This window comes from Alteromonas sp. CI.11.F.A3 (assembly GCF_032925565.1).
Classification (GTDB): Bacteria; Pseudomonadota; Gammaproteobacteria; order Enterobacterales; family Alteromonadaceae; genus Alteromonas.
This window is the reverse complement of the sequence record NZ_CP136708.1, coordinates 789,416-811,835: the sequence shown is the minus strand read 5'-3', so window position 1 is coordinate 811,835 and position 22,420 is coordinate 789,416. Positions and strand designations below refer to the sequence as shown.

At 45.1% G+C, this 22,420-nt stretch carries 17 protein-coding genes; 12 read left to right on the top strand and 5 right to left on the bottom strand.

Annotated features, from left to right (window positions below; translation table 11 throughout):
• The first annotated feature begins 83 nt into the window (after nt 1-83).
• Genes rimK through R1T43_RS03535 form a run of 4 tightly spaced genes read left to right on the top strand, consistent with a single transcriptional unit; the run spans nt 84 to nt 3,461 of the window.
• Nucleotides 84-989: a 30S ribosomal protein S6--L-glutamate ligase gene (gene rimK / locus R1T43_RS03550; protein WP_211071755.1), complete on the top strand. Its 906-nt coding sequence runs from the start codon at nt 84-86 to the stop codon at nt 987-989.
• A gap of 6 nt (nt 990-995) precedes the next feature.
• The gene (locus tag R1T43_RS03545; protein ID WP_410549009.1) at nt 996-2,018 is read left to right on the top strand and encodes a succinylglutamate desuccinylase/aspartoacylase family protein; all 1,023 of its coding nucleotides are present in this window, start codon (nt 996-998) and stop codon (nt 2,016-2,018) included.
• Between the two features lie 13 nt (nt 2,019-2,031).
• Entirely contained in the window at nt 2,032-2,466 is a 435-nt protein-coding gene (locus R1T43_RS03540; RefSeq protein ID WP_317352932.1) for an ATP-dependent zinc protease, read from the top strand.
• 11 nt (nt 2,467-2,477) lie between these two features.
• Nucleotides 2,478-3,461 (top strand): amino acid ABC transporter substrate-binding protein, encoded by a 984-nt coding sequence (locus R1T43_RS03535; protein WP_317352929.1) that lies wholly within the window; start codon nt 2,478-2,480, stop codon nt 3,459-3,461.
• Here R1T43_RS03535 and R1T43_RS03530 read toward each other — a convergent pair.
• Together R1T43_RS03530 and acs are read right to left on the bottom strand one after the other, a co-directional pair.
• Nucleotides 3,445-4,098 carry a response regulator transcription factor gene (locus R1T43_RS03530; RefSeq protein WP_211071751.1) on the bottom strand — a complete coding sequence of 218 codons (654 nt, stop codon included), beginning with the start codon at nt 4,096-4,098 and terminating at the stop codon, nt 3,445-3,447. The two genes, R1T43_RS03535 and R1T43_RS03530, sit on opposite strands and share 17 nt — an antisense overlap.
• Before the next feature lie 11 nt (nt 4,099-4,109).
• Nucleotides 4,110-6,059 carry an acetate--CoA ligase gene (gene acs, locus R1T43_RS03525; RefSeq protein ID WP_317352924.1) on the bottom strand — a complete coding sequence of 650 codons (1,950 nt, stop codon included), beginning with the start codon at nt 6,057-6,059 and terminating at the stop codon, nt 4,110-4,112.
• Between the two features lie 253 nt (nt 6,060-6,312).
• On the opposite strand from acs, the gene R1T43_RS03520 reads away from it, so the two are divergent.
• Entirely contained in the window at nt 6,313-7,479 is a 1,167-nt protein-coding gene (locus tag R1T43_RS03520) for a DcaP family trimeric outer membrane transporter (RefSeq protein ID WP_317352921.1), read from the top strand.
• A 155-nt stretch (nt 7,480-7,634) separates the two neighbouring features.
• Nucleotides 7,635-9,635, top strand: coding sequence for an alpha-amylase family protein (locus R1T43_RS03515; RefSeq protein WP_317352918.1), 2,001 nt, complete (start codon nt 7,635-7,637; stop codon nt 9,633-9,635).
• 112 nt (nt 9,636-9,747) lie between these two features.
• Here the strand turns inward: R1T43_RS03515 and R1T43_RS03510 are convergent, their stop codons facing one another.
• From R1T43_RS03510 to R1T43_RS03500, 3 genes are all read right to left on the bottom strand, one after another.
• Nucleotides 9,748-10,899, bottom strand: a complete 1,152-nt coding sequence (locus R1T43_RS03510; RefSeq protein WP_303461481.1) for a Na/Pi symporter — start codon at nt 10,897-10,899, stop codon at nt 9,748-9,750.
• A gap of 218 nt (nt 10,900-11,117) precedes the next feature.
• The gene (locus R1T43_RS03505; RefSeq protein WP_317352912.1) at nt 11,118-12,170 is read right to left on the bottom strand and encodes an aldo/keto reductase; all 1,053 of its coding nucleotides are present in this window, start codon (nt 12,168-12,170) and stop codon (nt 11,118-11,120) included.
• An 18-nt stretch (nt 12,171-12,188) separates the two neighbouring features.
• Nucleotides 12,189-13,268 carry a chemotaxis protein gene (locus tag R1T43_RS03500; protein WP_317352909.1) on the bottom strand — a complete coding sequence of 360 codons (1,080 nt, stop codon included), beginning with the start codon at nt 13,266-13,268 and terminating at the stop codon, nt 12,189-12,191.
• A gap of 354 nt (nt 13,269-13,622) precedes the next feature.
• On the opposite strand from R1T43_RS03500, the gene R1T43_RS03495 reads away from it, so the two are divergent.
• The 6 genes from R1T43_RS03495 to R1T43_RS03470 all read left to right on the top strand — a co-directional run bounded on the left by R1T43_RS03495 (nt 13,623) and on the right by R1T43_RS03470 (nt 22,411).
• Nucleotides 13,623-16,103, top strand: coding sequence for a S8 family peptidase (locus tag R1T43_RS03495; RefSeq protein WP_317352906.1), 2,481 nt, complete (start codon nt 13,623-13,625; stop codon nt 16,101-16,103).
• A gap of 93 nt (nt 16,104-16,196) precedes the next feature.
• A complete protein-coding gene (locus R1T43_RS03490; RefSeq protein WP_317352904.1) occupies nt 16,197-17,039 on the top strand; it encodes a DUF6689 family protein in 843 nt (280 codons plus the stop codon).
• A 25-nt stretch (nt 17,040-17,064) separates the two neighbouring features.
• A complete protein-coding gene (locus R1T43_RS03485) occupies nt 17,065-17,892 on the top strand; it encodes a GAF domain-containing protein (protein ID WP_317352901.1) in 828 nt (275 codons plus the stop codon).
• Nucleotides 17,893-17,980: 88 nt separating this feature from the next.
• On the top strand, nt 17,981-21,103 hold the full coding sequence (locus R1T43_RS03480) for a protein kinase domain-containing protein (RefSeq protein WP_317352897.1): 3,123 nt from the start codon (nt 17,981-17,983) through the stop codon (nt 21,101-21,103).
• A complete protein-coding gene (locus R1T43_RS03475) occupies nt 21,096-21,785 on the top strand; it encodes a sensor histidine kinase (RefSeq protein WP_317352894.1) in 690 nt (229 codons plus the stop codon). Before R1T43_RS03480 ends, R1T43_RS03475 begins: the two co-directional genes overlap by 8 nt.
• Nucleotides 21,782-22,411, top strand: coding sequence for a response regulator transcription factor (locus R1T43_RS03470; protein WP_317352891.1), 630 nt, complete (start codon nt 21,782-21,784; stop codon nt 22,409-22,411). Before R1T43_RS03475 ends, R1T43_RS03470 begins: the two co-directional genes overlap by 4 nt.
• Nucleotides 22,412-22,420: the final 9 nt, after the last annotated feature.

The window sequence follows — 22,420 nt, the reverse complement described above, 5'->3', positions numbered from 1 at the left end:
AATCTGGCTATGCACCATAAAAGGTGCTAATGATTAAGCAGCACTCATTTTTAAACACACTTTATAACCACAGGCAATTTACAATGCGCATAGCGATTTTATCCCGGAACCCTCGTCTCTATTCTACTTCTCGTTTAGTAGAGGCTGGGCGTGCACGCGGTCACGAAGTAGATGTTATCGACACCATGCATTGCTATATGGATATAACCAGTGCTCGTCCATCGGTACGTTACAAAGGCAATAAACTACCCTATTACGACGCGGTTATTCCCCGCATAGGCGCTTCTGTTACCTTTTACGGAACCTCGGTCGTACGCCAGTTCGAAATGATGGGCACATACAGTGTGAATGAATCGGTAGCAATTAGCCGCTCCAGAGACAAGCTGCGCTCTTTGCAATTGCTGTCACGCAAGGGCATTGGCATGCCGCGTACTGGCTTTGCGCACCACCCAGATAAAATAGAAGACGTGATAAAAACCGTGGGTGGCGCCCCCGTGGTCATTAAACTGCTTGAGGGTACTCAAGGTATTGGTGTGGTATTGGCCGATACCCATAAAGCGGCGGAGTCGATTATTGAAGCCTTCATGGGACTAAATGCCAGTATCTTAGTGCAAGAATTTATTAAAGAGGCAGGCGGTTCTGATATTCGCTGCTTTGTAGTAGGCGGTAAAGTGGTTGCGGCAATGAAACGCCAAGCAGCACCGGGGGAGTTTCGCTCTAACTTGCATAGAGGCGGTCAAGCCAGCTTGGTAAGACTAAGCCCTGCGGAGCGAAAAACTGCCGTAGATGCAGCTAAGACCATGGGCTTGAACTGTTGTGGTGTCGATATTTTACGTTCAAACAACGGGCCTGTGGTAATGGAAGTAAATTCATCGCCTGGTTTGGAGGGCATTGAAAAAGCCACCAATAAAGATGTCGCCGGTATGATCATTGAATTTATTGAAAAAAGTGCGCAGCCGCACAAAACGAAGACGCGAGGTAAAGGCTAAGTGGCAGTGGATAATTTAGTCATTGGTGGGCAGAGTATTGCGCCCGGTGAATCGGTCAAGATTGAGTTGGAGATGCCCCCTTTATACACCGCAACAAACATGAGTATTCCGGTTTACGTAACCCGAGGGAAACGCCCTGGACCTACTATGTTTGTCAGTGCAGCTATTCACGGTGATGAGCTTAATGGTATTGAAATTGTAGGTCGACTCATTCGCTCACGGGCCATTGAACGGTTAAGAGGTACGCTTATCGCGGTACCCATGGTGAACGTGTACGGCGTGTTGAACCAGTCGCGTTATTTACCCGACCGCCGCGACCTAAACCGCAGCTTTCCTGGTAGTAAGAAAGGCTCGCTGGCCGGTCGACTAGCCAACCTATTTTTAAAGGAAATTGTGCAAAAGTGCGATGTAGGCATAGACCTGCATACCGGTGCAATACATCGCAGTAATTTACCTCAAATTCGCGCCGATTTAGACGACCCTGAAGTGCTTGAAATGGCAAAAGCGTTTGGCGTTCCCGTGTTGCTAAATGCTGAACTGCGCGAAGGTTCTCTGCGAGAAACAGCTAGCGAGAGTGGCGTTAAAATTTTGCTCTATGAAGCAGGACAAGCGCTTAGGTACGATGAGTTTTCTATTCGTGCGGGCCTTCGCGGTATTATTAATACCATGCGTCACTTAGGTATGCTGAATAAGAGTCGTAGCAAAGGGCACAATATAGAGCGTTTTATTGCCCGCCAAAGCGGCTGGATACGCGCAACGGAAAGTGGCTTTGTTACCCATTTAGCCCAGTTAGGCGATCATGTAAACAAGGGCGATAAGCTGGCAACTATAGCAGACCCTTTCGGCGGCTATTTGGCCAGTATCGAGAGTCCAGCCGAAGGTGTGGTGGTTGGGAAGCAAAATATCCCTCTCACTCAAGAAGGCGAAGCGGTATACCATATCGCCTACTTCTCTCAACCGGACACTGTGGCAGAACATGTTGAATTATTACAAGATAATCTGCTACCAGGTGAAACAGAATATACTTGATTAAGGTAGTAACATGACGGATAAAAAAGTAATCGGAGCGGTAGAGTTGTGCGACCTACCTGCGTTTACCATCACCGATTTGAATGTACGAGTTGATACCGGCGCAGCAACCTCCTCTTTGCATGTAGATAACATTGAAGAGTTTGAGGTAGATGACGAATTGTGGATACGCTTCGATATCCACCCTGATATTCATAATGTAGATAGAGTGGTAAGAAGAGAAGTCAAAGTTGAAACAAAAAAGCGAGTTAAAAGCTCTACCGCGACAAGAGAGAAGCGTTATGTGATAGTAACGCCTATAATCATGGATAGTGTGCAATGGGAAATTCAATTAACCTTAACCGACCGCTCTGAAATGACGTATCTTATGTTACTTGGTAGAGAAGCCATGAGCGGCCATTTTTTAGTTGATCCCGAGCACGACTTTTTACTCACAGGGAAGGATTAATAGTCGAAACAATGATAGGACAAATGATTAGCCGTAAATTATTAATATCTACTTTCTTACTGCTAAGTAGCTTATCCTCCCCATCGGGTTTTGCAGGCGAAAGCACCGAGTCGCCTCGTATGGAAAAGGAAAGTAAACCGGCTATGCAGCATAGTCAGTTGCGCCTTCCCAATGTTCATCCTGGTCGCGATCCTGTATACGCGTACGCTAAAACATTATTGTTCAAAGCATTGGAAGTAACTGAAGATAAATATGGTACCTTCGAGTTAAAAGTGAGCGAACAGGAAGTTGCTCAAGAGCGCCAATTAAGAAGCTTAGAACACGACATGTTAGATATCACATGGAGTGTGTCTTCTATTGACAGAGAAAAACAACATCGCGCAATTCGTATTCCTATTATGGGCGGATTTTTTGGTAAGCGAATTATGCTTATTCGTGCCGATGATAATCGCTTCGATGCCCCCCTAACGTTTGAAAATTTAAAATCGATGCGCGCGGTGCAAGGCTATGACTGGCCTGACACGCGTATTTTCCGTCACAATGAAATTCCCGTACTTGAAACCACCTATCAAGCATCGTTTCGAATTGTGGCTGAGGGCTTTGCCGATATGTTTCCACGAAGCGTAATGGAAATACAATATGAATTGGATAAGCAGCCTGATAGCACACTGAAAATTGAACCACACCTGTTAGTGTCTTATGAAAGCGCACTGTTTTACTTTGTCGCGTCAGATCAGGAAGCGTTGGCAAACCGAATTAGTGAAGGTCTGACTATTTTGCTGGCGTCCGGTGAGTTTCAGAAAACATTGATGGCACAGCCCGTTTACCAAGAGAGCATGGCGCTAATGCGTGGACGTACTGTGATTAAAATAGAAAATCCGCTGCTGAGTGAACAGAGTAAGGCAGCACTTAAACACTACCTAACTTATTTTACCCCTAAGCCTGTACTCGAACAGGTTGAACCATCACTAAAGAATGCTAGTGATCACTTGTAGCAGGTGGCTCAAGCTCTAATTGCGATGCTATTAATACCGCTTGCGTGCGGTTATTAATACCAAGCTTTTTGAAAATCGCGGTAACGTGGGCTTTCACCGTCGCTTCTGCAATATCCAAATTATAACCAATTTGCTTGTTGAGCAATCCGTCTCGCATAAAACACAGTACTTTATATTGTGAAGGCGTAAGGGAAGCGACATGATCCGCAAGTTCCGAAAACGCTTCATCAATTTCGTCTACGCTGTCGCTTAAATTAGGTGGCAGCCATACATCCCCATCCAAAATAGCTTGTACCGCATTAGCAATATCACCCGAGCTGGCAGTTTTAGGGATGAACCCCAGCGCCCCTGCACTCATAATTTTTGATATTAGCTGGGTATCTTCCGTGCCAGACACTACCGCAACAGGTACGTCAGGAAACAGTTTACGAATATGAATTAACCCGAAAAGGTCGTTGCTGCCCGGCATGTGTAAATCAAGCAGCAATAAGTCGATATCCTCGCGATTGAGAATATCGACTGTCGATGTTAAATCACCAGCTTCTGATAGCGTCAGCGCTGGTAAAGACAATGACAAAGCGCCTCTTAAGGCATCCCGATACAACGGATGATCATCGGCAATTAACAGGGTTGTCATTGCATTATCCTTTATGATTTGTTTAATCGCTCCTTAATGAGTGTATCAACAACTGACGGATCCGCCAATGTAGATATATCACCAAGTTGCTCATGTTCGTTCGCAGCAATCTTACGCAAAATTCGACGCATAATTTTACCTGAACGGGTTTTAGGTAGGCCAGCCGACCACTGTATTTTATCAGGTGTCGCAATGGGACTTAGCTCTTGTCTAACCCAGGTTTTAAGCTCTGTGGTTAGCGCATCATCAACGGCAACACCGTCGATTGGGGTAACATAAACATAAATACCCTGCCCTTTAATATCATGAGGAAAGCCCACTACCGCCGCTTCGGCCACTTTTGGATGTGCCACTAATGCGCTCTCAATTTCAGCCGTGCCTAAGCGGTGACCGGATACATTTAACACGTCATCTACACGCCCAGTGATCCAGTAGTAGCCATCTTCGTCACGCCTTGCACCATCACCGGTGAAGTATACACCTTTGTAGGCACTAAAGTAGGTACTGATAAAGCGTTGATGATCGCCATACACGGTTCTAGCTTGACTTGGCCAGCTATCTTTAATTACAAGGTTACCTTCGGCTGCGCCTTCAAGTTCGTTGCCTTCAGCATCAAACAGTGCTGGCTGAATACCAAAGAATGGCCGCGTAGCAGAGCCAGGCTTAAGTGCTGTCGCCCCTGGCAATGGCGTAATCATATGCCCACCGGTTTCAGTCTGCCACCATGTATCCATAATAGGACAACGGCTCTGCCCAATCACTCGGTGATACCATTCCCAGGCTTCAGGATTAATAGGCTCACCTACCGTACCAAGTAGACGAAGTGATGAAAGATCACAGCCCTCAGCTGGCTTGTCACCGTGCGCCATCAAGGCGCGAATAGCAGTGGGTGCAGTGTAAAGACTATTCACTTTGTATTTTTCTACTACCTGCGCGATACGACGCACATCTGGATAAGTAGGAACACCCTCGAAAAACACTTGAGATGCACCGTTGATCATAGGGCCGTACACCATATAGCTGTGCCCAGTAATCCAACCGACATCGGCAGTACACCAGTAAATATCATTTTCTTGATAATCAAAGGCATATTTGAAGGTCATAGCGGTATACAGCAAATAACCACCGGTAGTATGCACTACGCCCTTAGGAGTGCCTGTTGAGCCTGATGTATACAAGATAAAGAGTGGGTCTTCCGCGTTCATCACTTCAGGCTCACATTCAGTAGAGCAATCTGCGACTAGCTCATCCCACCAGACATCGTGACTGTCGTTCCAAGCTACATCTTCGCCAGTCACCTTTTTAACGATGACATGAGTAATGGATGGGCAAGCACCTTTTGATAGTGCCTTATCTACATTGGCTTTCAAAGGCACAGAACGACCTGCTCGGCGGCCTTCATCGGCGGTAATAACCACCTTTGCATCGCTGTCGTTAATACGATCGGCAATCGCGTTCGGCGAAAAGCCACCAAAAATAACAGAGTGAATAGCACCAATACGGGCGCACGCCAGCATAGCGTAAGCAGCGTCGGGCACCATTGGCATATAAATAGCGACCCTGTCGCCTTTAGCCACACCAAGTGATTTAAGTGCGTTAGCTAATTTACAGACTTCATCATGCACTTCTTGAAACGTAATATCTTGGCTTTGGTCAGGAGAGTCACCTTCCCAATGAATAGCCACTTTGTCTGCATTGTCTGCTAGGTGGCGGTCAATACAGTTGTAACTGGCATTTAACTCGCCGTCTTCAAACCATTTTATCGAAACATCATTGTCACCAAAATGGGTGTTTTTCACTTTGGTCGGCTTTTTAAACCATTCAAGCAAGTTAGCGTGTTCAGCCCAAAATGCTTCAGGGTGTGCTACAGAATTAGCATACATCTCAGCGTACTGAGCATCCGTTAAGTGGGTCGTACTTTTAATCGCGTCAGGAACAGAAAAAGTCTTACTGGCAGTCATAAAAAATTGCCTCCAATATCAATAATGTGAAATGCTTTTATATACTAAACACTGTAATGATTAGACTATAAAGTAAAAATGCGACTTTGGTCTTACGGTTTATAAACTTTAGTCCTAGGAATTCAACCGCTCATCAATTACGACTATAGTCGTATGCGACCATTAGCTTATTTCAATTTATAGCAAGGTCGGCAAACCTATAGAAGTTAACTTTGAATTTACATTTATTTAACCACACTTTAGGGCAAATATAATGAAAGCCACAATAAAAAACTCAGTGCTAGCCGTATCGTTAGCACTTGCAGCGTCTAGCGCCACTCTCGTTAGCGCCGCTGACTTAGGCGATACCAGCGTTAAATTTACCGGCTACATAAAAGCCGACGCTATGGTGAGCAACTACTCTGAGGGCACATTGGGTTCCGGTAGTATTGGTCGAGATTTTTACATACCCTCGCTGACTCCGGTTTCAGGCGGCGATGAAGGCACCCAATTCGATGCACATATTCGTCAATCCCGCTTTAGATTTAGCACCAACACGCCAACAGCAGAAGGTGACGAAATCAAAGGGGTATTAGAATTAGATTTTATCGTCACTAGCGGTGGTGATGAACGTATTAGTAACTCTTATACTCCTCGTGTTCGCCACGCCTACATTCAGTATAAAGAATGGCTAGTGGGTCAAACATGGACCACATTTATGGACGTGGGTTCCCTACCGGAATCTCTTGATTTCATTGGTACCACAGACGGTATTACATTTGGCCGACAAGTCATGGTGCGATACACCAACGGTGGCCTACAGTTGGCTTTAGAAAATCCTGAAACTACCGTCACGCCTAACGGTGGCGGTGGACGTATTGTGGCTGACGACAATGCTGTACCTGATTTTGTAGCGGCTTACACCGCGAAACAAGACTGGGGCTACGTAAAAATAGCAGGTCTTGTGCGCCAGCTTTCATATGATGACGGCAGTGGCATTGACGCTGATGAAACCAGTTACGGATTAGCCTTGTCAGGAAAATACAAACTGTCGAGCGGCGATGATATTCGCTTTATGGTGAATACAGGCCAAGGAATGGGTAGATACACCGCACTAAATGCAGCTAATGGGGCAGTCATTACTGCCGATGGCGATTTAGAAGCTATCGATTCAACGGGTTATGCTATCGCCTACCGTCACCTTTGGAACGACAAAATGCGAAGCAGCTTCATGTTTTCAGCATTGGATATTGATAACGATACAGCGCTTACCGGTCTTAGTGTGACAGAAAGCAGCTATAGTGCACGGGCTAACCTTCTCTACTCACCCACCAAAGCACTTACTTTTGGCGCTGAGTATGCGTTTGCACATCGCGAAATTGAGGAAGGGTTGGAAGGTGACATGAACCGTCTACAGGTTTCTGCGAAATACGCTTTTTAATCTGATACTTACCAGTAATGACTACGGGCGCCTCTTTCGGCGCCCTTTTTATTCTTATCTGCCTGCATACGTATTCACGTTGTTTACATTTAATTTACATCCTAGTGTCTAGTTAGTTTTTTCACGCAGTTAAACAACGCCACCAGGACTCTTTTATGATCAACCGTAAATTGCTGACTTCCAGTGCAGTTACTATCCTACTAGGCTGTGGTATAGCCTCCCCCGTTGCGCATTCACAGCCCTCCACATTCGTGCACTTATTCGAATGGGATTGGCAGGATGTAGCAACCGAATGCGAAACTTATTTAAGCCAAAATGGTTATGCAGCAGTGCAGGTGTCGCCGCCGAATGAACATATTAATGTTCCTCAGTGGTGGGCTCGTTACCAGCCTGTTAGCTACGATTTAGAAAGTCGCGGAGGGTCTCGCGCAGACTTTACGAATATGGTTCAGCGCTGCAATGCTGTGGGTGTAGATATCTACGTTGACGCCGTCATCAATCATATGGCTGCAGGGTCGGGTACGGGAACAAACGGCAATACCTTTGGGAATAAAAGTTATCCAATGTATTCGCCTCAAGATTTCCATGACACCTGCTCGGTTGATGACTATGGAGACCGATGGCAAGTTCAAAACTGTGAATTAGTCGGTTTGGCTGACTTGAAAACCGAGTCTAGTTACGTACAAAGCACTCTAGCAAACTATCTCAATGACCTGGTAAATATAGGCGTGGCTGGATTTAGACTGGATGCCTCTAAACACATGCCTGCGGTCGACATATCGAGCATAATCAATCAGGTCAACCGCTCTCCCCTCGTGTTTCAAGAAGTAATAGATCAAGGCGGTGAGGCAGTTGGTGCTAATGAGTATTTCTCAAATGGTCTGGTGACCGAATTTAAATACTCAGTTGAAATTGGCAATGTTTTTCGCAATGGCTCACTTGCTTGGCTAAGTAACTTCGGTGAAGCGTGGGGCTTTATGCCTAGCTATCAAGCCGTGGTTTTCGTCGATAACCATGATAATCAACGAGGTCACGGTGGAGGCGGTAACGTTATTACCTTTGAAGACGGACGGTTATACGACCTAGCGAATATCTTTATGCTGGCTTGGCCTTATGGTTACCCCAAAGTCATGTCGAGTTACGACTTCCACGGCGACACCGATGCCGGCGCACCATCAGTACCCGTGCATAACAACGGAACACTGGAATGCTTTGCTGACAACTGGAAATGCGAACATCGTTGGTCGTATATTACAGGCGGCGTTGATTTCAGAGACCACACTTCAGATGATTTCGTCGTAACCGACTGGTGGAGTAATGGCGGCAACCAAATCGCCTTTGGTCGCGCAGACAGTGGATTTGTAGCTATTAACAAAGAAAGCTATGCCATGAATACCACGCTTCCCACCTCCATGGCGCCGGGTCAATATTGCAACGTGTTAACCGGTAATATTAATGCAGCCAAAACCCAATGTAGCGGTGATGTGATATCCGTTGCCGCCGATGGCTCTGTTGCCGTAAATATTGCTTCATGGGAAGCCATTGCCATTCATCAAGGGGCAATGCTGACCACAGACGCCCCCAATGCAGATTGGCAACGCACTATTATTTTTGTACAAGCCACCACCGAAAGCGGACAAGACATGTTTATTCGAGGCGGAATTGATCATGACTATGCTGCATCAAATTTAGGGATCTCTTGTACAACAAGTAACTATGCGTGTGCCATTCCCATTACCCACAACAATATGCGCAACACCACGACGGCACCGTGGAAAGCCAACGACAATTACCTTGATTGGTACGGTGTTGAAGCTAGCCAGAGTAGCGAAGCACAAGGCAGCGCGCTTGATTGGACTACCAACAATTGGCCTTCAGCGTGGGGCGCCGTGAAAACCGTGGCTAGCGATGGTTTTGGAGAAACCCCGTTAAACGTATGGGGCGATCATTATTGGATGCTCGATGTTCAAATGGATTGCAGTAAAACCGTAGACGGTTGGTTCGAATTAAAAGCGTTTATTAAAAATGGGCAAGGATGGGAAAGCGACGTAACACAGTCCGGTACGCCTTATGCCTCTAGCAACCATATGGCGCAATGTGGAAAGCGCAATATGTTTGTGTTTGGGCAAAGTAGCGCCGACATAACAACGTTCTAGCACTACACATTTTAAGGCTTTAGATTTTAAGGCTATAAACTTTAAAACAACATAAGGCAGGTGCAAAGTAAGCACCTGCCTTAACTCGCGACTATAACAGCGGTGGGAAAAGCTACACTGATATAAAAATAATACCTAGCGGCATACAGAAAAATAACCCGCCAATATAAGCGACCCCGTAAAACTTTTTCTCGGCCACAATTACCGATAGCTTGTAAGACAAATCTAACGGTATGTTGCGTAACATAGGCGTACCGTAAATTAACGCCACGCTAAAAACGTTATACAGTAAATGCACAATGGCAATTTGTAATGCAACACCTGCATTCACACCCACCACACCCAGCGCCGCAATTAACGCGGTAATGCAGGTGCCAACATTTGCGCCAAGCGTAAACGGATAAATATCTTTCGCCTTTAATATTCCGCTGCCCACCAATGGCACCACCAGCGAAGTGGTGGTAGAAGAAGACTGCACTAACACTGTCATTAGCGCGCCTGATGAAATTCCCGAAATAGGCCCCTTCCCGATACTTTTATGCAAAATATCTTTTGCCTTACCCACCATGAGAGATTTCATAATTTTCCCCATGTAAGTAATTGAGGTAACAATAAGCCCAATACCTAAGATGATTTTGGCGATACCGGGGTAGACAGAAGGTAAACCGCTTACCATGCCTGTTACGATATTAAGCGCAGGCTGGGTGATTGCCTTAATTGGGTTAAAGCCATCAATTCCCATTGTGCCACCAGCATTTAGCATAGACACTACAAAGGCGCTGGTATGCTCTAGAATGCCAAACGCCATTTCAAGAGGTAGAAATATAAACACCGACATCACGTTAAAAAAGTCGTGAATAGTGGCGGCGTTAAATGCTCGTTGGAATTCATCTTTTCTGGCGACATGCCCAAGGCTAACTAGTGTATTTGTAATACTGGTACCAATGTTAGCTCCCATCATCATGGGCACGGCAATGGTGATAGGTAAACCACCCGCGACCATACCAACAATAATGGAAGTCACCGTACTTGAAGATTGAATGAGCGCGGTAGCCACCATGCCAATAATCAACCCCATGATGGGGTTACTAGCAAACGTGAATAGTGTTTTAGCTTGATCGCCTGCGGCAAGTTTGAAGCCGCTTCCTATCATGCTGACGGCCAACAACATTAAATACACTAGGCCAATAAGCAGTAGCCAACGGCGCCAGTTACCATGCTGGGTTTCGGTTTCACAAACAAGAGGCGAATCTGATAGAGACATAGGAAATGACAGTCAATAAATAACAGTGAATTCATACTATGACGAAGTTGTGACAGATAAATGACCAACGTCGACAGTATAAAATCACCGCAATTTATAACCTTACGGCAATTCTTGGGTAAGACAGGCTGTGTTTAGGGCTGGCACCACGTCGTTATGACTTGGCCCGTAATATTAGAAACTTACGCTCAAACGTTTGCACCTTTTGTTACCAGTATCTAATAACCTAGCGGATGGCGGCGAACCACCTCACCTATTTGCTTCAATGTGCTTTCATCAAGGTTAAGTGAAAACGCCGATAAGTTTTCAGCCAACTGATTAGTGGTAGTAGCACCAATAATGGTAGAAGTCACACCTGGCACTTGTTTACACCATGCTAAAGCCAATTGCGACGGAGTAATCTTTGCTCGCTTGGCAATTTCAACATAACGAGCGGTGGCTTCACGAGCGGGCTCTTTGTCTCTGAATAATCCTTGGCGCTGAACCAGTGTCCATCTAGAACCTTTGGGTCTATCTCCGTTCATGTACTTACCACTTAGCATACCTGTAGCAAGCGGCGACCACGGTAGGTAGGCAATGTTCTCAAGCGCGCACATTTCAATAAGGTACGGCCAATCTTTTAAATGCAGTAAACTGAATTCGTTTTGGATAGAAACTGGTAAAGGAATATTCATTTCTTTGCACAGGGTCAAAAACGTGTGGATGCCCCAGGGAGTGTCATCAGATAGCCCCCAATGGCGAATTTTCCCCGCATCGAGCGCTTGTTTGATACCGGTTAAAATATCTCGCATTCCATCGATTTCTTGCTGTTTATTGATTTTGGTAGGGTTAGCGCGATCCGGCCAATGCTTTCCAAAGTGTGGGGTAACGCGGTTTGGCCAATGTAACTGGTAGACATCAACGTAATCGGTATTTAAACGGCTAAGCGAATCATTCAGTGCCGTCTCAACGGCGCTTGCCGTAATAGGCCCGCCTTCTCTTATATAGCTCAAGCCGCTTCCGGCAACTTTTGTCATGATAACAAGCGAGTCACGTGCTGATTGATTTCTTGCTAACCAGTTACCTAAAATCCGTTCGGTATCACCATAGGTTTTATCGTTCGGCGGGACAGGGTACATTTCGGCGGTATCGATGAAATTCACACCATGACTTATCGCCATTGCTAATTGTTCATCGGCATCTTGCTGAGTATTTTGAATACCCCATGTCATAGTTCCAAGGCAAATATCCGATACCGATAAGTCGCTGCCGCCTAATTTGTTAAATTGCATATCTACGTTCACCTACCTTCAACGTGTCTCTGGTTTTCTCTGCTTTTGTGCTAATTCTGCTTCCACAACAGCGAGTCGTTCTTCAATTGCTTGACGAGACTCTACCATTTCATTGGCAAGTTCAGCCAACGATTTGAACTCAGCAAAACCGAGTTTCCTCGGATCCATTCGCTGATATTGGCGCTTACACCGGTAGAAAAACATAACGAAATTAGAAAAAGCACGATGAAATGTGGCAAAGCTCTTCACTAAAATTAAAATTAGTAGCACCGAGGTAAGCACCGCAATACTAATACTGTATGTTTTGACTTGTTGCTCTTGGTTTTCAATAATAGGCTGTAGAGCTTGGTCGATTAACGTGAGCTGCTGCTCCACACTGTGTGCTTGTCGCCGAAAACGCCCCACCAAACCTTCATTATGCGTAAGGCCTAGTGTTTGATAGGCAATAGCAAGTGCCTCCACCGCTTCTTTATATAAGCCGAGCAATTCGTCTACCTGTTCAGACTTACCCGCGCTTTGCACCTGTGCCAGCCCCTCTATATTTTGAATGGCAAGGGTGGCGTAATAATTATTGTGGGTTAACTGAAAATCACGAATGGCCAACCTTGCGCCATCAAGTTGAATGAGCGCACTCGACCCAACGTCAAAATACGACTGACTGAGCAATAACCCCTCAGTCTCAATCATCTGCCCTAGCAAACCAGATGTTGGCGTCAGCCCTATTTCGGTTTGTAACGTAACCACTTGTTGGAAAAGTTGTTGGTATTTATGTACTCCCTCGGCTAAGTTTCCTAACTGCGACGTAGGCATATCATAATCGCTAATTAAAGGGGTAAGCCGATTAAGCCGAGTGCTAAAACTATCAGAACGCTCAATAAATAGCTGAAAGTACTCCTGCTGATGGCGCATCAGAAAGTCTTTCTCGTGACGTCGCATTTGCAGTAAGTCCTGGCCCATACGAAGCAATAAATCCCGCTGCTGATTTAATTCAATAAACCGTTGCGTAAAATAATGCTGGCTAACCACCAGCATGCCCATCCCAACAACACAAATCAGTGTCATCAGCACAAGCCTAGATTTTATAGAATCAAACTTCATTTTTAGTATTTCTCCTAGACTATGTTTTCCATCAACGTCAGGGCATATAAAAAGCGATTGTGTATTGAAGATAGCCTAAAACCTGCTATTTCGCGCTGCCGCTGTACCGGCATATTCACAGGTACTTTTATTGGTGCTTCTACCAGAGCTTACATCAATACTACCCCCGCGAAGTGCGCAGTCATTGCAGCCAATATCAAAGCTCGGTGACATATAGGGTGAAACCCCTATGTTCGAACAAAAAACAAACCGACATTATAGGGGCGTACCTCGCTGCAAAGGATACCCGAAGAAGATGACAGTCTTAACACGAGAATATCCACACAAACATGCAGTCTCATTTTGGAGAGAATAATGAAAAAGTTTGCCCTATCTACCTTAGCTGCGGCCATGCTCGCAAGCCCAGCGGCTAACACGTTAGCTGATGCCTATATTGGCGCTCAGCTTGCCGACACACTCACCACTCTTGATGTAACCGACTCACTTATGGCGGTCGTGACTTACGATCAGCTAGACCCTTTAGCCGAATCTCAATTACAACAACTCTTAAACCTTGGCATTTCAGAGGGTGTTCAATTTAAATCATTACCTATTGTTGGTGTTATCGCCACGAAGGCACAGATAGATGCTATTGCAAAAATTGACGGCGTTCGCTCTGTATTTGCGAACCGTAAAATGAAGTTATATAACGCAGATGCTCGCGAAATTACGGGTGTTGCAGACTTGCAGAGCCAAGGCTTTATTCAGCGCAACGGTATGGAATTTACCGGTAAAGGCTCTACCGTAATGGTGATTGACTCGGGTATTGATGCATCGCACCAAGATCATTTTTTCGGTGATACCGTCGTAGAAAATGTACAAGCCCTGACCCATGCTTCTGTGATTAGCATTACCGGTGTGACTGATGGATTCACCTTAAGAGGACAAGTTAACACCGACCTTAACTCAGGTCATGGTACCCACGTGACAGGCACTATTGCTGGTAGCGGCAGCATGTCTGATGGCAAATATGTAGGCGCCGCGCCTGATGCTGACATTATTGGCTATGGTTCCGGTGGGGCAGTGCTTTTACTAGATACCATTGGCGGTTTCGACTTTGCTATAAATAATGTTTATAGCTACGACAACCCAATTAAAGTCATTAGTAACTCTTGGGGTTCAAGCGGTAAGTACGAGCCATTAGGGCCTGTATCTTTAGCAACATATAAGGCTCATAAGCTAGGTATGATCAGCGTTTTCGCTGCTGGTAACGATGGTCCAGGTGAAGATTCACATAATCCTTATGCGCAAATTCCATGGGGTGTATCGGTAGGGGCAGGGGATAAATTTGGTGGCTTGGCAGACTTTTCTTCGCGAGGACTCAACAGCGAGTCTGGCGATTTTACGATGCCCGATGGCACCGAGTGGACATATAACAACGAGGTTTCCATTGTTGCCCCCGGTGTTGATATTGTTTCTACCCGAGCAACAACGAACTTAGCGGCCAACGGTGGTGAAGCAGATATTGATGCCATTGAAGTACAGAACCTACCGTTCTATACCATGATTTCAGGCACCTCTATGGCAACGCCCCACGTGTCAGGCATCATTGCACTGTTGCTAGAAGCAAATCCTTCTTTGGATAACGCTTCTATCAAACAAATTTTGCAAGAAACTGCCACGAATATGCCAGGTTACGAACGCTGGGAAGTCGGAGCGGGTTACGTTAATGCTCGCTCTGCAGTAGCCGCTGCACTCGATTATGATATGTCTCACAGCTTAACCGTAAATAATTTACCGTCGAAAACCTTTAAAGCTAACGCATTGGTTTCAACCAGTGAGCGTACAGAAGTGCTCGACGTGTTCTACGCACCAGTGGGAGAACCTGAAGTAAAGACCTTTGAGGTAGGCGAAAGCGAAGTACTCGTTAAAGCCTCTGCCAGTACCTTAGCAAACCTAACGAAATTGGTATTAGTTGCCCCAGATGGTACCGAGTATTTTGGTAATCTTACTACGCCAGTATTAAGTACCACTATGCGTGTATCTGCCCCAGCAATGCCAGGCACTTGGGGAATCTATGTCTACGGCTTAACATCGCTTTCAGGTATCCAAGCAGACCCTCTAGGCATCACTAATGGACCAGGTATTCCTGAAACCTTTGAAGTGACGGTATCGTTTGAAGAAAGTGGTGGCTATGAAGGCATTGATGACATTGAAGGCCACCCACAACAAAACGCGATTGAATTTGCGATCAGCGAGCGATTAATGGATGCCCTTGACAACCGAGGCTTTTATCCAGATGCTGGCTTAAAACGCAAAGACTTCGCCCGCTATGCGGTAATGGGCGGCGCAGTAAGACAATACCGTGACTTGTTAAACGAAGACGTTCCTAACATTGGTGCCGTTCCAGGCTTTGATAAAGCGTTTGTTGAGTCGGTCATGGTGAGTGGCGGCGCGTTAAAAGACAACTTACGCACACAATCGCCCGTGCTTTATAGTGAAGACGGTAGTGCCAACCCGTTCGGTGTAATGAGTAAGTTAGACACGGCTTATGCCATGGTTCAAATGCTAGGGTTAGAGTCGGTTGCCACCAGTTTCGACCCCGATTCTGACATTATTGTCGATTACAGTGGTGAACAGATAGTTCTCGTCGATCAAGATCAAATTCCAGCGGAATTAAAAGGCTACGTCCAACTCGCTATTACGATGTCGCTAATTAATGTCTCCTTTGGTACTGAACAAAGTCCTTTTAGTGTTACCCCAACGCTAACAGCAAGTTTTAATCCTGAGTCGACGGTAACCCGCGCCCATTACGCCGTTCTTTCATCAAGATTGTTTACACAATACTATGAGTGATAACAGCTGAATGAATAATGGTGCTGTTATAGTTGTTGATAACAGCACCTTTTCGGGTTATTTTTTAATCAAGGTTTAATAGAGATTGGTATTATGAATATATCTCAGATGAAGTTTAAGCTCTTAGCCAGCGTTATTACCCTTGCGGTAACTTTGTTTTCTACCGCCCAAGCTCAAATCGTTCTACCGAATATACTTACCGTCGATAATAATCGCATACAAGCTAAATTATCACTAACCACTGCGATTGAAGTCGATCTCACCATCGAGTTTGAAAATAGTATTGGCCTTCACGCTAACAACTTTGACATTACGGCCGAGCTTCTCAACCCCAGTGACTTATTAATTACTGACCGTCTACCTTCATTATTAACCAGCGCGACATCTGGCTTTCCTGTATTGGTATCAATATCACCAAAAGCAGATTCGGGTTTTGGTTTTGAAGGCGTAGCCATGGTTGAGCTTTATACTAAGGCCCTCCATTACGTTCCTACTGTTCCATTTCGACTCTTTACCTCTCATGCAAATAGCACTTTTGAAGATATCACTACATTGACATCTTCCGGTAGCCTTCGCGCCAGGGGCAGTACAGGACAATTTTCTGACTTTATTATTCTGCTTGATACTCGCGCGCCAAGTGCAGTCATTAGCGACAAAGTCAGTAATATCAGCCAAACCGTTAATAGCAATAGAAGCGATATCTCTTTGCTACTTCAAGGTACGCTAGATAGTGGCATTAATGATATTCAAAATGCACTGGCGATAAATGACGATGCTGCAGCATTAACTGCAGTGGATAGCCTGATTTCGGTTGTTGATAATGCATCTGGCAGTCAAATTCCTGATGTATGGCTTGCTAACGGTAGCGTGGTAAACGCAAAAGGGATATTGCTGACACAATTGCAAACCCTGCGTTTTAGTTTACGTACACTGTAAATCGCAGGTTATACGGAGCCTTGTTATGCCATTGCAAATTGCAGTATCTCAACCTAATGGCAGCGTAACAGAACACGTACTTTTTGAGGGTAGGCAGTATCGAATAGGTCGTGCGCACAATGCTGACATTGTCATTGCGCACCCTCAAATCTCTCGCTTGCATGCCAAATTGCAGGCGACTAACGACCGCTTATGGCAATTAAACGATACTAGTTCAACAGGCTGTTTCAGTGGTGGTATACCGGTTAAAAACATTGCCATTAATAAACCCCAGCATTTGTTTTTCGGCCCAATATCATGCCAATTTACACCGGTTGAGCATAAAAAAGTCATTCAGTTAGATAGTCAACGTGTATGGCGAGAGCGGCAATTAAAGCGCTATCAACACCAACTTCAAAACTGTAATGACAGTAGTGCGTTAGTTCATATCGCTCGCGAATGTTTAATTCAATCGTTAGCTTGCGAGCGCGCCTCGCTCATCTTGTTTGATGAGGAAAATAAAGCATTGTTTGGTTTAGGTTATGAACCTTGGATGAATGCGGAAAATTTCACCGGAAGCCGCACTATTATCCAACGCACGATGGAAACAAATTCGGTGCTGGCGGTAGGCAACATCGTTGCTGATGACTCGCTGAACGCGCAACAAAGTATTATTCGTAATGGTATTCAAGCCGCTATTAGTGTGCCTGTTTGCATAGACGATAAACCAATAGGCGTTTTATACGCCGACTCCCTAGTAGGAAGACGCTATTTCACCGACACTGACATCGAGTTTGCCAAGTCTCTCGCCAATTTATTGTCTCTTCGTTTGTTATTCCACGCCATAGAGCATAAACTTTCTTTAATTAATTAGAATAATATCGGTTTCACTCGTTGCGATAAGCCCAGCAAAGCGCGCGAGATGATACCTATGCTGTAGTAATTGTAGTGTGGAGATGCGTTTGACTGGGCCGGGGAATATACCTTCAACGCCTGAACATTTTCAAACTGAGGCTTTGCCATCAGGGCCTAGACTTGCCTGTGGAACCATTCTTGCTGATAGGTTTCGCATCATTCAACAGCTAGGGGCAGGTACTCAGGCCTGTGTATATGCCGCCAAAGATGAGTTGCTCGCGGTTGATGTAGCACTGAAACTTATTCCTGGTGCCGCTACCGACCTAGCCAGTATGCAGGTTCTTCGTAATGAAGTTGTTATTGCTCGACAACTTCAACATCCTAATATTATTCGTGTTCACGATGTATTTGCCGACGACTATTACGCCTTTTTCACCATGGAGTACATAGAAGGTGAGCCACTATTCGAGCGCCTTCAACGCCCTATTTCTCGCAAGACATATCAAAAATGGTCACACCAATTACTTGATGCAATTGCTACCTGCCAAAGCGTCGATATCAAGCACGGTGACATAAAGCCCGACAATATCCTTATTAATGCAGACGATGATTTATTACTCATTGATTTCGGCATAGGCCAATTGAAAAAAAATAGCGAGCAAACGAGCGGCCATTTAGCGTACTCGGCCCCAGAGGTGATTCACTCAGGAAAGGCAGGGGAATTTTCTGATACCTACAGTGCCGGTAAAGTGCTTAACGATATGCTCAGTTGTGTGGCGTTGTCGTCATTTTCGTTATCTGACACTGTGTGGTTTAGAAAGCAAACTCAGTTTATTAGCAACCTTACCCATCAAATTCCAGAAAAGCGCCCTACTCTAACACAAGCGTTGACCCAAGCTAATACGCCTGTTTCATGGTCAAAATTCGTAGCCGCATTCACAATATTTATGCTTGTGTTAGCGACGATCGCCATTACCGTTGTTATAAATAATACGAAACCTAATCCTGATGGATTCGGCAATAAAACCCTACAACTGGCTATAATTCACGATAACAACTATCCACTGTTAGGCACGATTAGTGATTTACTTCGTTACCCTCTTTCAACTCATCCTGATATTGCGCTTGTCGGCGAAAACGAAAGCTCGACGCTAATTCGAAATTTAGCACTGTCCCCTATGGATAGTGACAATGATAGAGTGGATTTCAGCGCAATCCTTGGCACCGACAGCCTGTTGCTACTTGATGCAACCCCTACTAGCAGTCAGTCATATCTACTTCACGCCAGTGTACTTAGCATGCCAGCCAATACACAGATATTTACAGTAAGTCATTCTATTACGACCAGCAGCTTGGCTGACGATTTAGATGCCTTCGCCGACAAGCTCGTTGAAGCATTATTTTCTCATTTAAACACTGAGGTAGACACCCCAGACTTGCGTTACTTAAATGCGTTACATGATGCCTGGGAGGCGGGGCCGCCTCTGACCCGGGACGATGCTATTGAGGCGATGATAACCAGTACACCCGATTATCCTGGGGGATGGGTAGCTCACGCTGAACTAGCATTAAATAATAACGATATTTTGGTCGCTAGAGAGTCTCTCGATACCTTAATGGCAATACCTGATATTGGCGACTATTGGCGTTTGCAGGGAGAACTACTTCGGGCGCAATTAGATGATAACCTTTCGTTGGCCCAGCAATCCATTGATGCGCTAATTAGCCTTTACCCGAATCGAGCCGACTTACTAGCCATGCGTGCCGATATACATCAGTGGGCTAACCAGCCACTATTGGCCATGGATGATTACCAAGCCGCGTTGCAATTACGCCCTAATGATGGCCAACTTTGGTTTGAACTTGCGCGTTTGCAAATAATGGGGGGAAACATTGACACAGCCATTAGTGAAACCCTCACTCAAGCGCTAGTTGCGTTTAGAAAAGTTAAAAACAAGAAAGGTGAAAGCTTAGTACTTAATGCTTTTGGTATCGCTCATTTACGTATTGCAGAACACGGTACCGCTGCATCGTATTTTCAAGACGCACTATCACTTAGAGATGCTGAATCTCAACCTTCTGAGCGCGCTAAAACACTTGCTAACTTAGCGATTGCAGCATCACTTACTCGCAAAGTCGACCTAGCGGAGTCTTCCTTAAAAGAGGCTTTGTCACTAATAATGGATATCGGTGATCTAGAACAAGAAGCCCACATCAATGATACGTTAGGCTTTCTCTATGAAGAACAAGGTGAGTTCGAAAAAGCCTTATTGCACTATAAACGTGGCTTAGATATTCGGGTTCAAATCGATGACAAAGTACTAAAACCAGAAAGCATGAGCAATGTGGCTTATATGCATTTTTTGATTGGCGACTTGTCACTTGCTGATATTTATTGGCAGCAGGCCAAAACTTTATTCGAGAGAAACAACGACCAGTCTCATCTGCTTCGAACGTATCAGAACCTGGCACAGTTAAGTTTAGTAAAAGGCGATAATAACGCCGCTACCCGCTATCTTTCTGAAGTTGATAGCAAGTTGAGTCAGCAAAACGATCAAGAGAAAATGGTGAACCACTTGCTGTTTAGTTACTTCCATTTTAGTAATGGGAAGTTAAGTGAAGCCCTTACCCAAATAGAGCAAGCTAAGCAATTAGCTGAGCGTGCCTCAGATACAAGAGCACTGATTGAGGTGAGTTTATGGCATGGCGAAGTCTGTCTTCGTACAGCCAACTGGCCGTGTGTAAAAGAGGTGCTTTCAAATATCGACAGCGACGCTGCTAAAGAAAGGCGCGATCAGCATGCTGTCATACAGTGGCTACTATTAGCATTACAGCATCAGCAACAACCAATAAATGCGGCCGACTTTAGACCGTCTTTTGACACCTCTCATATTCCTGTAGTGACAGAACTTAAAATTTTATTGGATATTCAACATCGATTGAACCTTAAATCTAACAGCGAAGTGATGCAGACGATTAATACGCTTATCAAGCCAACTTATTATCAGTCCTATCTGCATTGGCTATATCTTGAAGTTAGGGCTGGCAAAACTGAGCTAGCCAAGACCCTAGCGCAACAATTAGCCGTTCATCCAGACTACTGGCGCAATCATGTTTACTACTCAGTATTACCTGAGTACGAAGCTAAACTACAACCCTTGCGTTCACAATGGCTTGAGCAGCTCACGGAAACGCAGGCATTGGATTATAGGCAGGCCTACCTTGAGTGATATTGAGCAGCAGCTCGCCTCAATTCGAGCCCTTCAAGACTCGCTTAAAAACAGACTTGATGATGAACAAGCTACACTTCAACAGCTCGCAAAAAGGCTATGGGCGCAACAAGAGTCTGAAAAGGCAAAACTATCCCGTGAATTACACGATGGTATTGGTCAGCTTTTAACAGGGCTTACTCGACGCTTGCAGGCCTTGTCAGCAGATTCACCTGAACTTGAAAATTTGCATGGCTTGGCAGAAATGGCGTTAAATGATGTGCGCCAACTGTCTAGGTTGATGAGCCCTACCATTTTAGACGACTTGGGGCTAAAACCTGCGTTAAGCTGGCTTTGTCGTAATTTGCTTGCCTCTGAAGATATTGAATATGAGTGCACCATTGATATTCCAGCAGACATTACTAAAGATGTGAGTATTTTACTCTTTCGCATTACACAAGAGACATTGGTGAATACCATAAAACACAGCCACGCGAGCAAAGTTACGCTAAGTCTTGCCTTTCATAATAATGTTATTCGCTTAGATATTGTGGACAATGGTGACGGATTTGATAAAACAACCGTAGAACCCGGTGTGGGCTTATCGAGTATTCGAGATCGAGCTAAGGCGTTCAACGCACAATTAGTGTTAACGTCGGCTGTAGGTCAAGGCACAAGAACAACAGTAACGGTACCCGTATGACAATTCGTGTAGTGCTCGCAGACGACCATGTATTAATGCGCCAAGGCGTATCACAAATGTTAAATGCCACTGATAACATCAGCGTTATTGGTGAATGTGATGACGGCGTCGAGCTTGTATCGGCAGTGGTTAAACTCTCACCCGATGTCATTCTTATGGATATATCCATGCCTCGAATGAGCGGCCTTGTGGCCATTGACAAAATACTTTCCCAGCGATGCGATGCCAAAGTACTTGTGTTGTCGATGCATAACGAAATTGAGTATGTAGAAGCCATGCGTGATGCAGGGGCTAAAGGTTATGTATTAAAAGAGTCATCTGGCGATGTTCTTGTTGATGCCATAAAAAAAGTAGCAGCAGGGCAAACGTTCTTCCCCGACAAAGTGAGTGATTGCGAGGATGAGCAATTTCAAAAACATGTTAGCCCATTGAGTGTACTCACGCGCCGTGAGCGCGAAGTCTTCTTTTTGGTTGCTGCCGGTAATACCAGCAAAAAAATAGGTGAGCTATTGAATATGAGCTTGAAAACCGCTGAAAATCACCGAAGTAATATATACAAAAAACTCAACTTGAGCAGTTCAGCCGAACTAATAAGAATGGCCGGCAAAGCCGGCCTTCTTGAATAGCGATTGCTT

Bases quoted from the DNA above. Each gene is read 5' to 3' on its own strand.
- rimK (WP_211071755.1), top strand. From the start codon at position 84: ATGCGCATAGCGATTTTATCCCGGAACCCTCGTCTCTATTCTACTTCT.
- R1T43_RS03540 (WP_317352932.1), top strand. From the start codon at position 2,032: ATGACGGATAAAAAAGTAATCGGAGCGGTAGAGTTGTGCGACCTACCT.
- R1T43_RS03535 (WP_317352929.1), top strand. From the start codon at position 2,478: ATGATAGGACAAATGATTAGCCGTAAATTATTAATATCTACTTTCTTA.
- R1T43_RS03530 (WP_211071751.1), bottom strand. From the start codon at position 4,098: ATGACAACCCTGTTAATTGCCGATGATCATCCGTTGTATCGGGATGCC.
- acs (WP_317352924.1), bottom strand. From the start codon at position 6,059: ATGACTGCCAGTAAGACTTTTTCTGTTCCTGACGCGATTAAAAGTACG.
- R1T43_RS03520 (WP_317352921.1), top strand. From the start codon at position 6,313: ATGAAAGCCACAATAAAAAACTCAGTGCTAGCCGTATCGTTAGCACTT.
- R1T43_RS03515 (WP_317352918.1), top strand. From the start codon at position 7,635: ATGATCAACCGTAAATTGCTGACTTCCAGTGCAGTTACTATCCTACTA.
- R1T43_RS03510 (WP_303461481.1), bottom strand. From the start codon at position 10,899: ATGTCTCTATCAGATTCGCCTCTTGTTTGTGAAACCGAAACCCAGCAT.
- R1T43_RS03505 (WP_317352912.1), bottom strand. From the start codon at position 12,170: ATGCAATTTAACAAATTAGGCGGCAGCGACTTATCGGTATCGGATATT.
- R1T43_RS03500 (WP_317352909.1), bottom strand. From the start codon at position 13,268: ATGAAGTTTGATTCTATAAAATCTAGGCTTGTGCTGATGACACTGATT.
- R1T43_RS03495 (WP_317352906.1), top strand. From the start codon at position 13,623: ATGAAAAAGTTTGCCCTATCTACCTTAGCTGCGGCCATGCTCGCAAGC.
- R1T43_RS03490 (WP_317352904.1), top strand. From the start codon at position 16,197: ATGAATATATCTCAGATGAAGTTTAAGCTCTTAGCCAGCGTTATTACC.
- R1T43_RS03485 (WP_317352901.1), top strand. From the start codon at position 17,065: ATGCCATTGCAAATTGCAGTATCTCAACCTAATGGCAGCGTAACAGAA.
- R1T43_RS03470 (WP_317352891.1), top strand. From the start codon at position 21,782: ATGACAATTCGTGTAGTGCTCGCAGACGACCATGTATTAATGCGCCAA.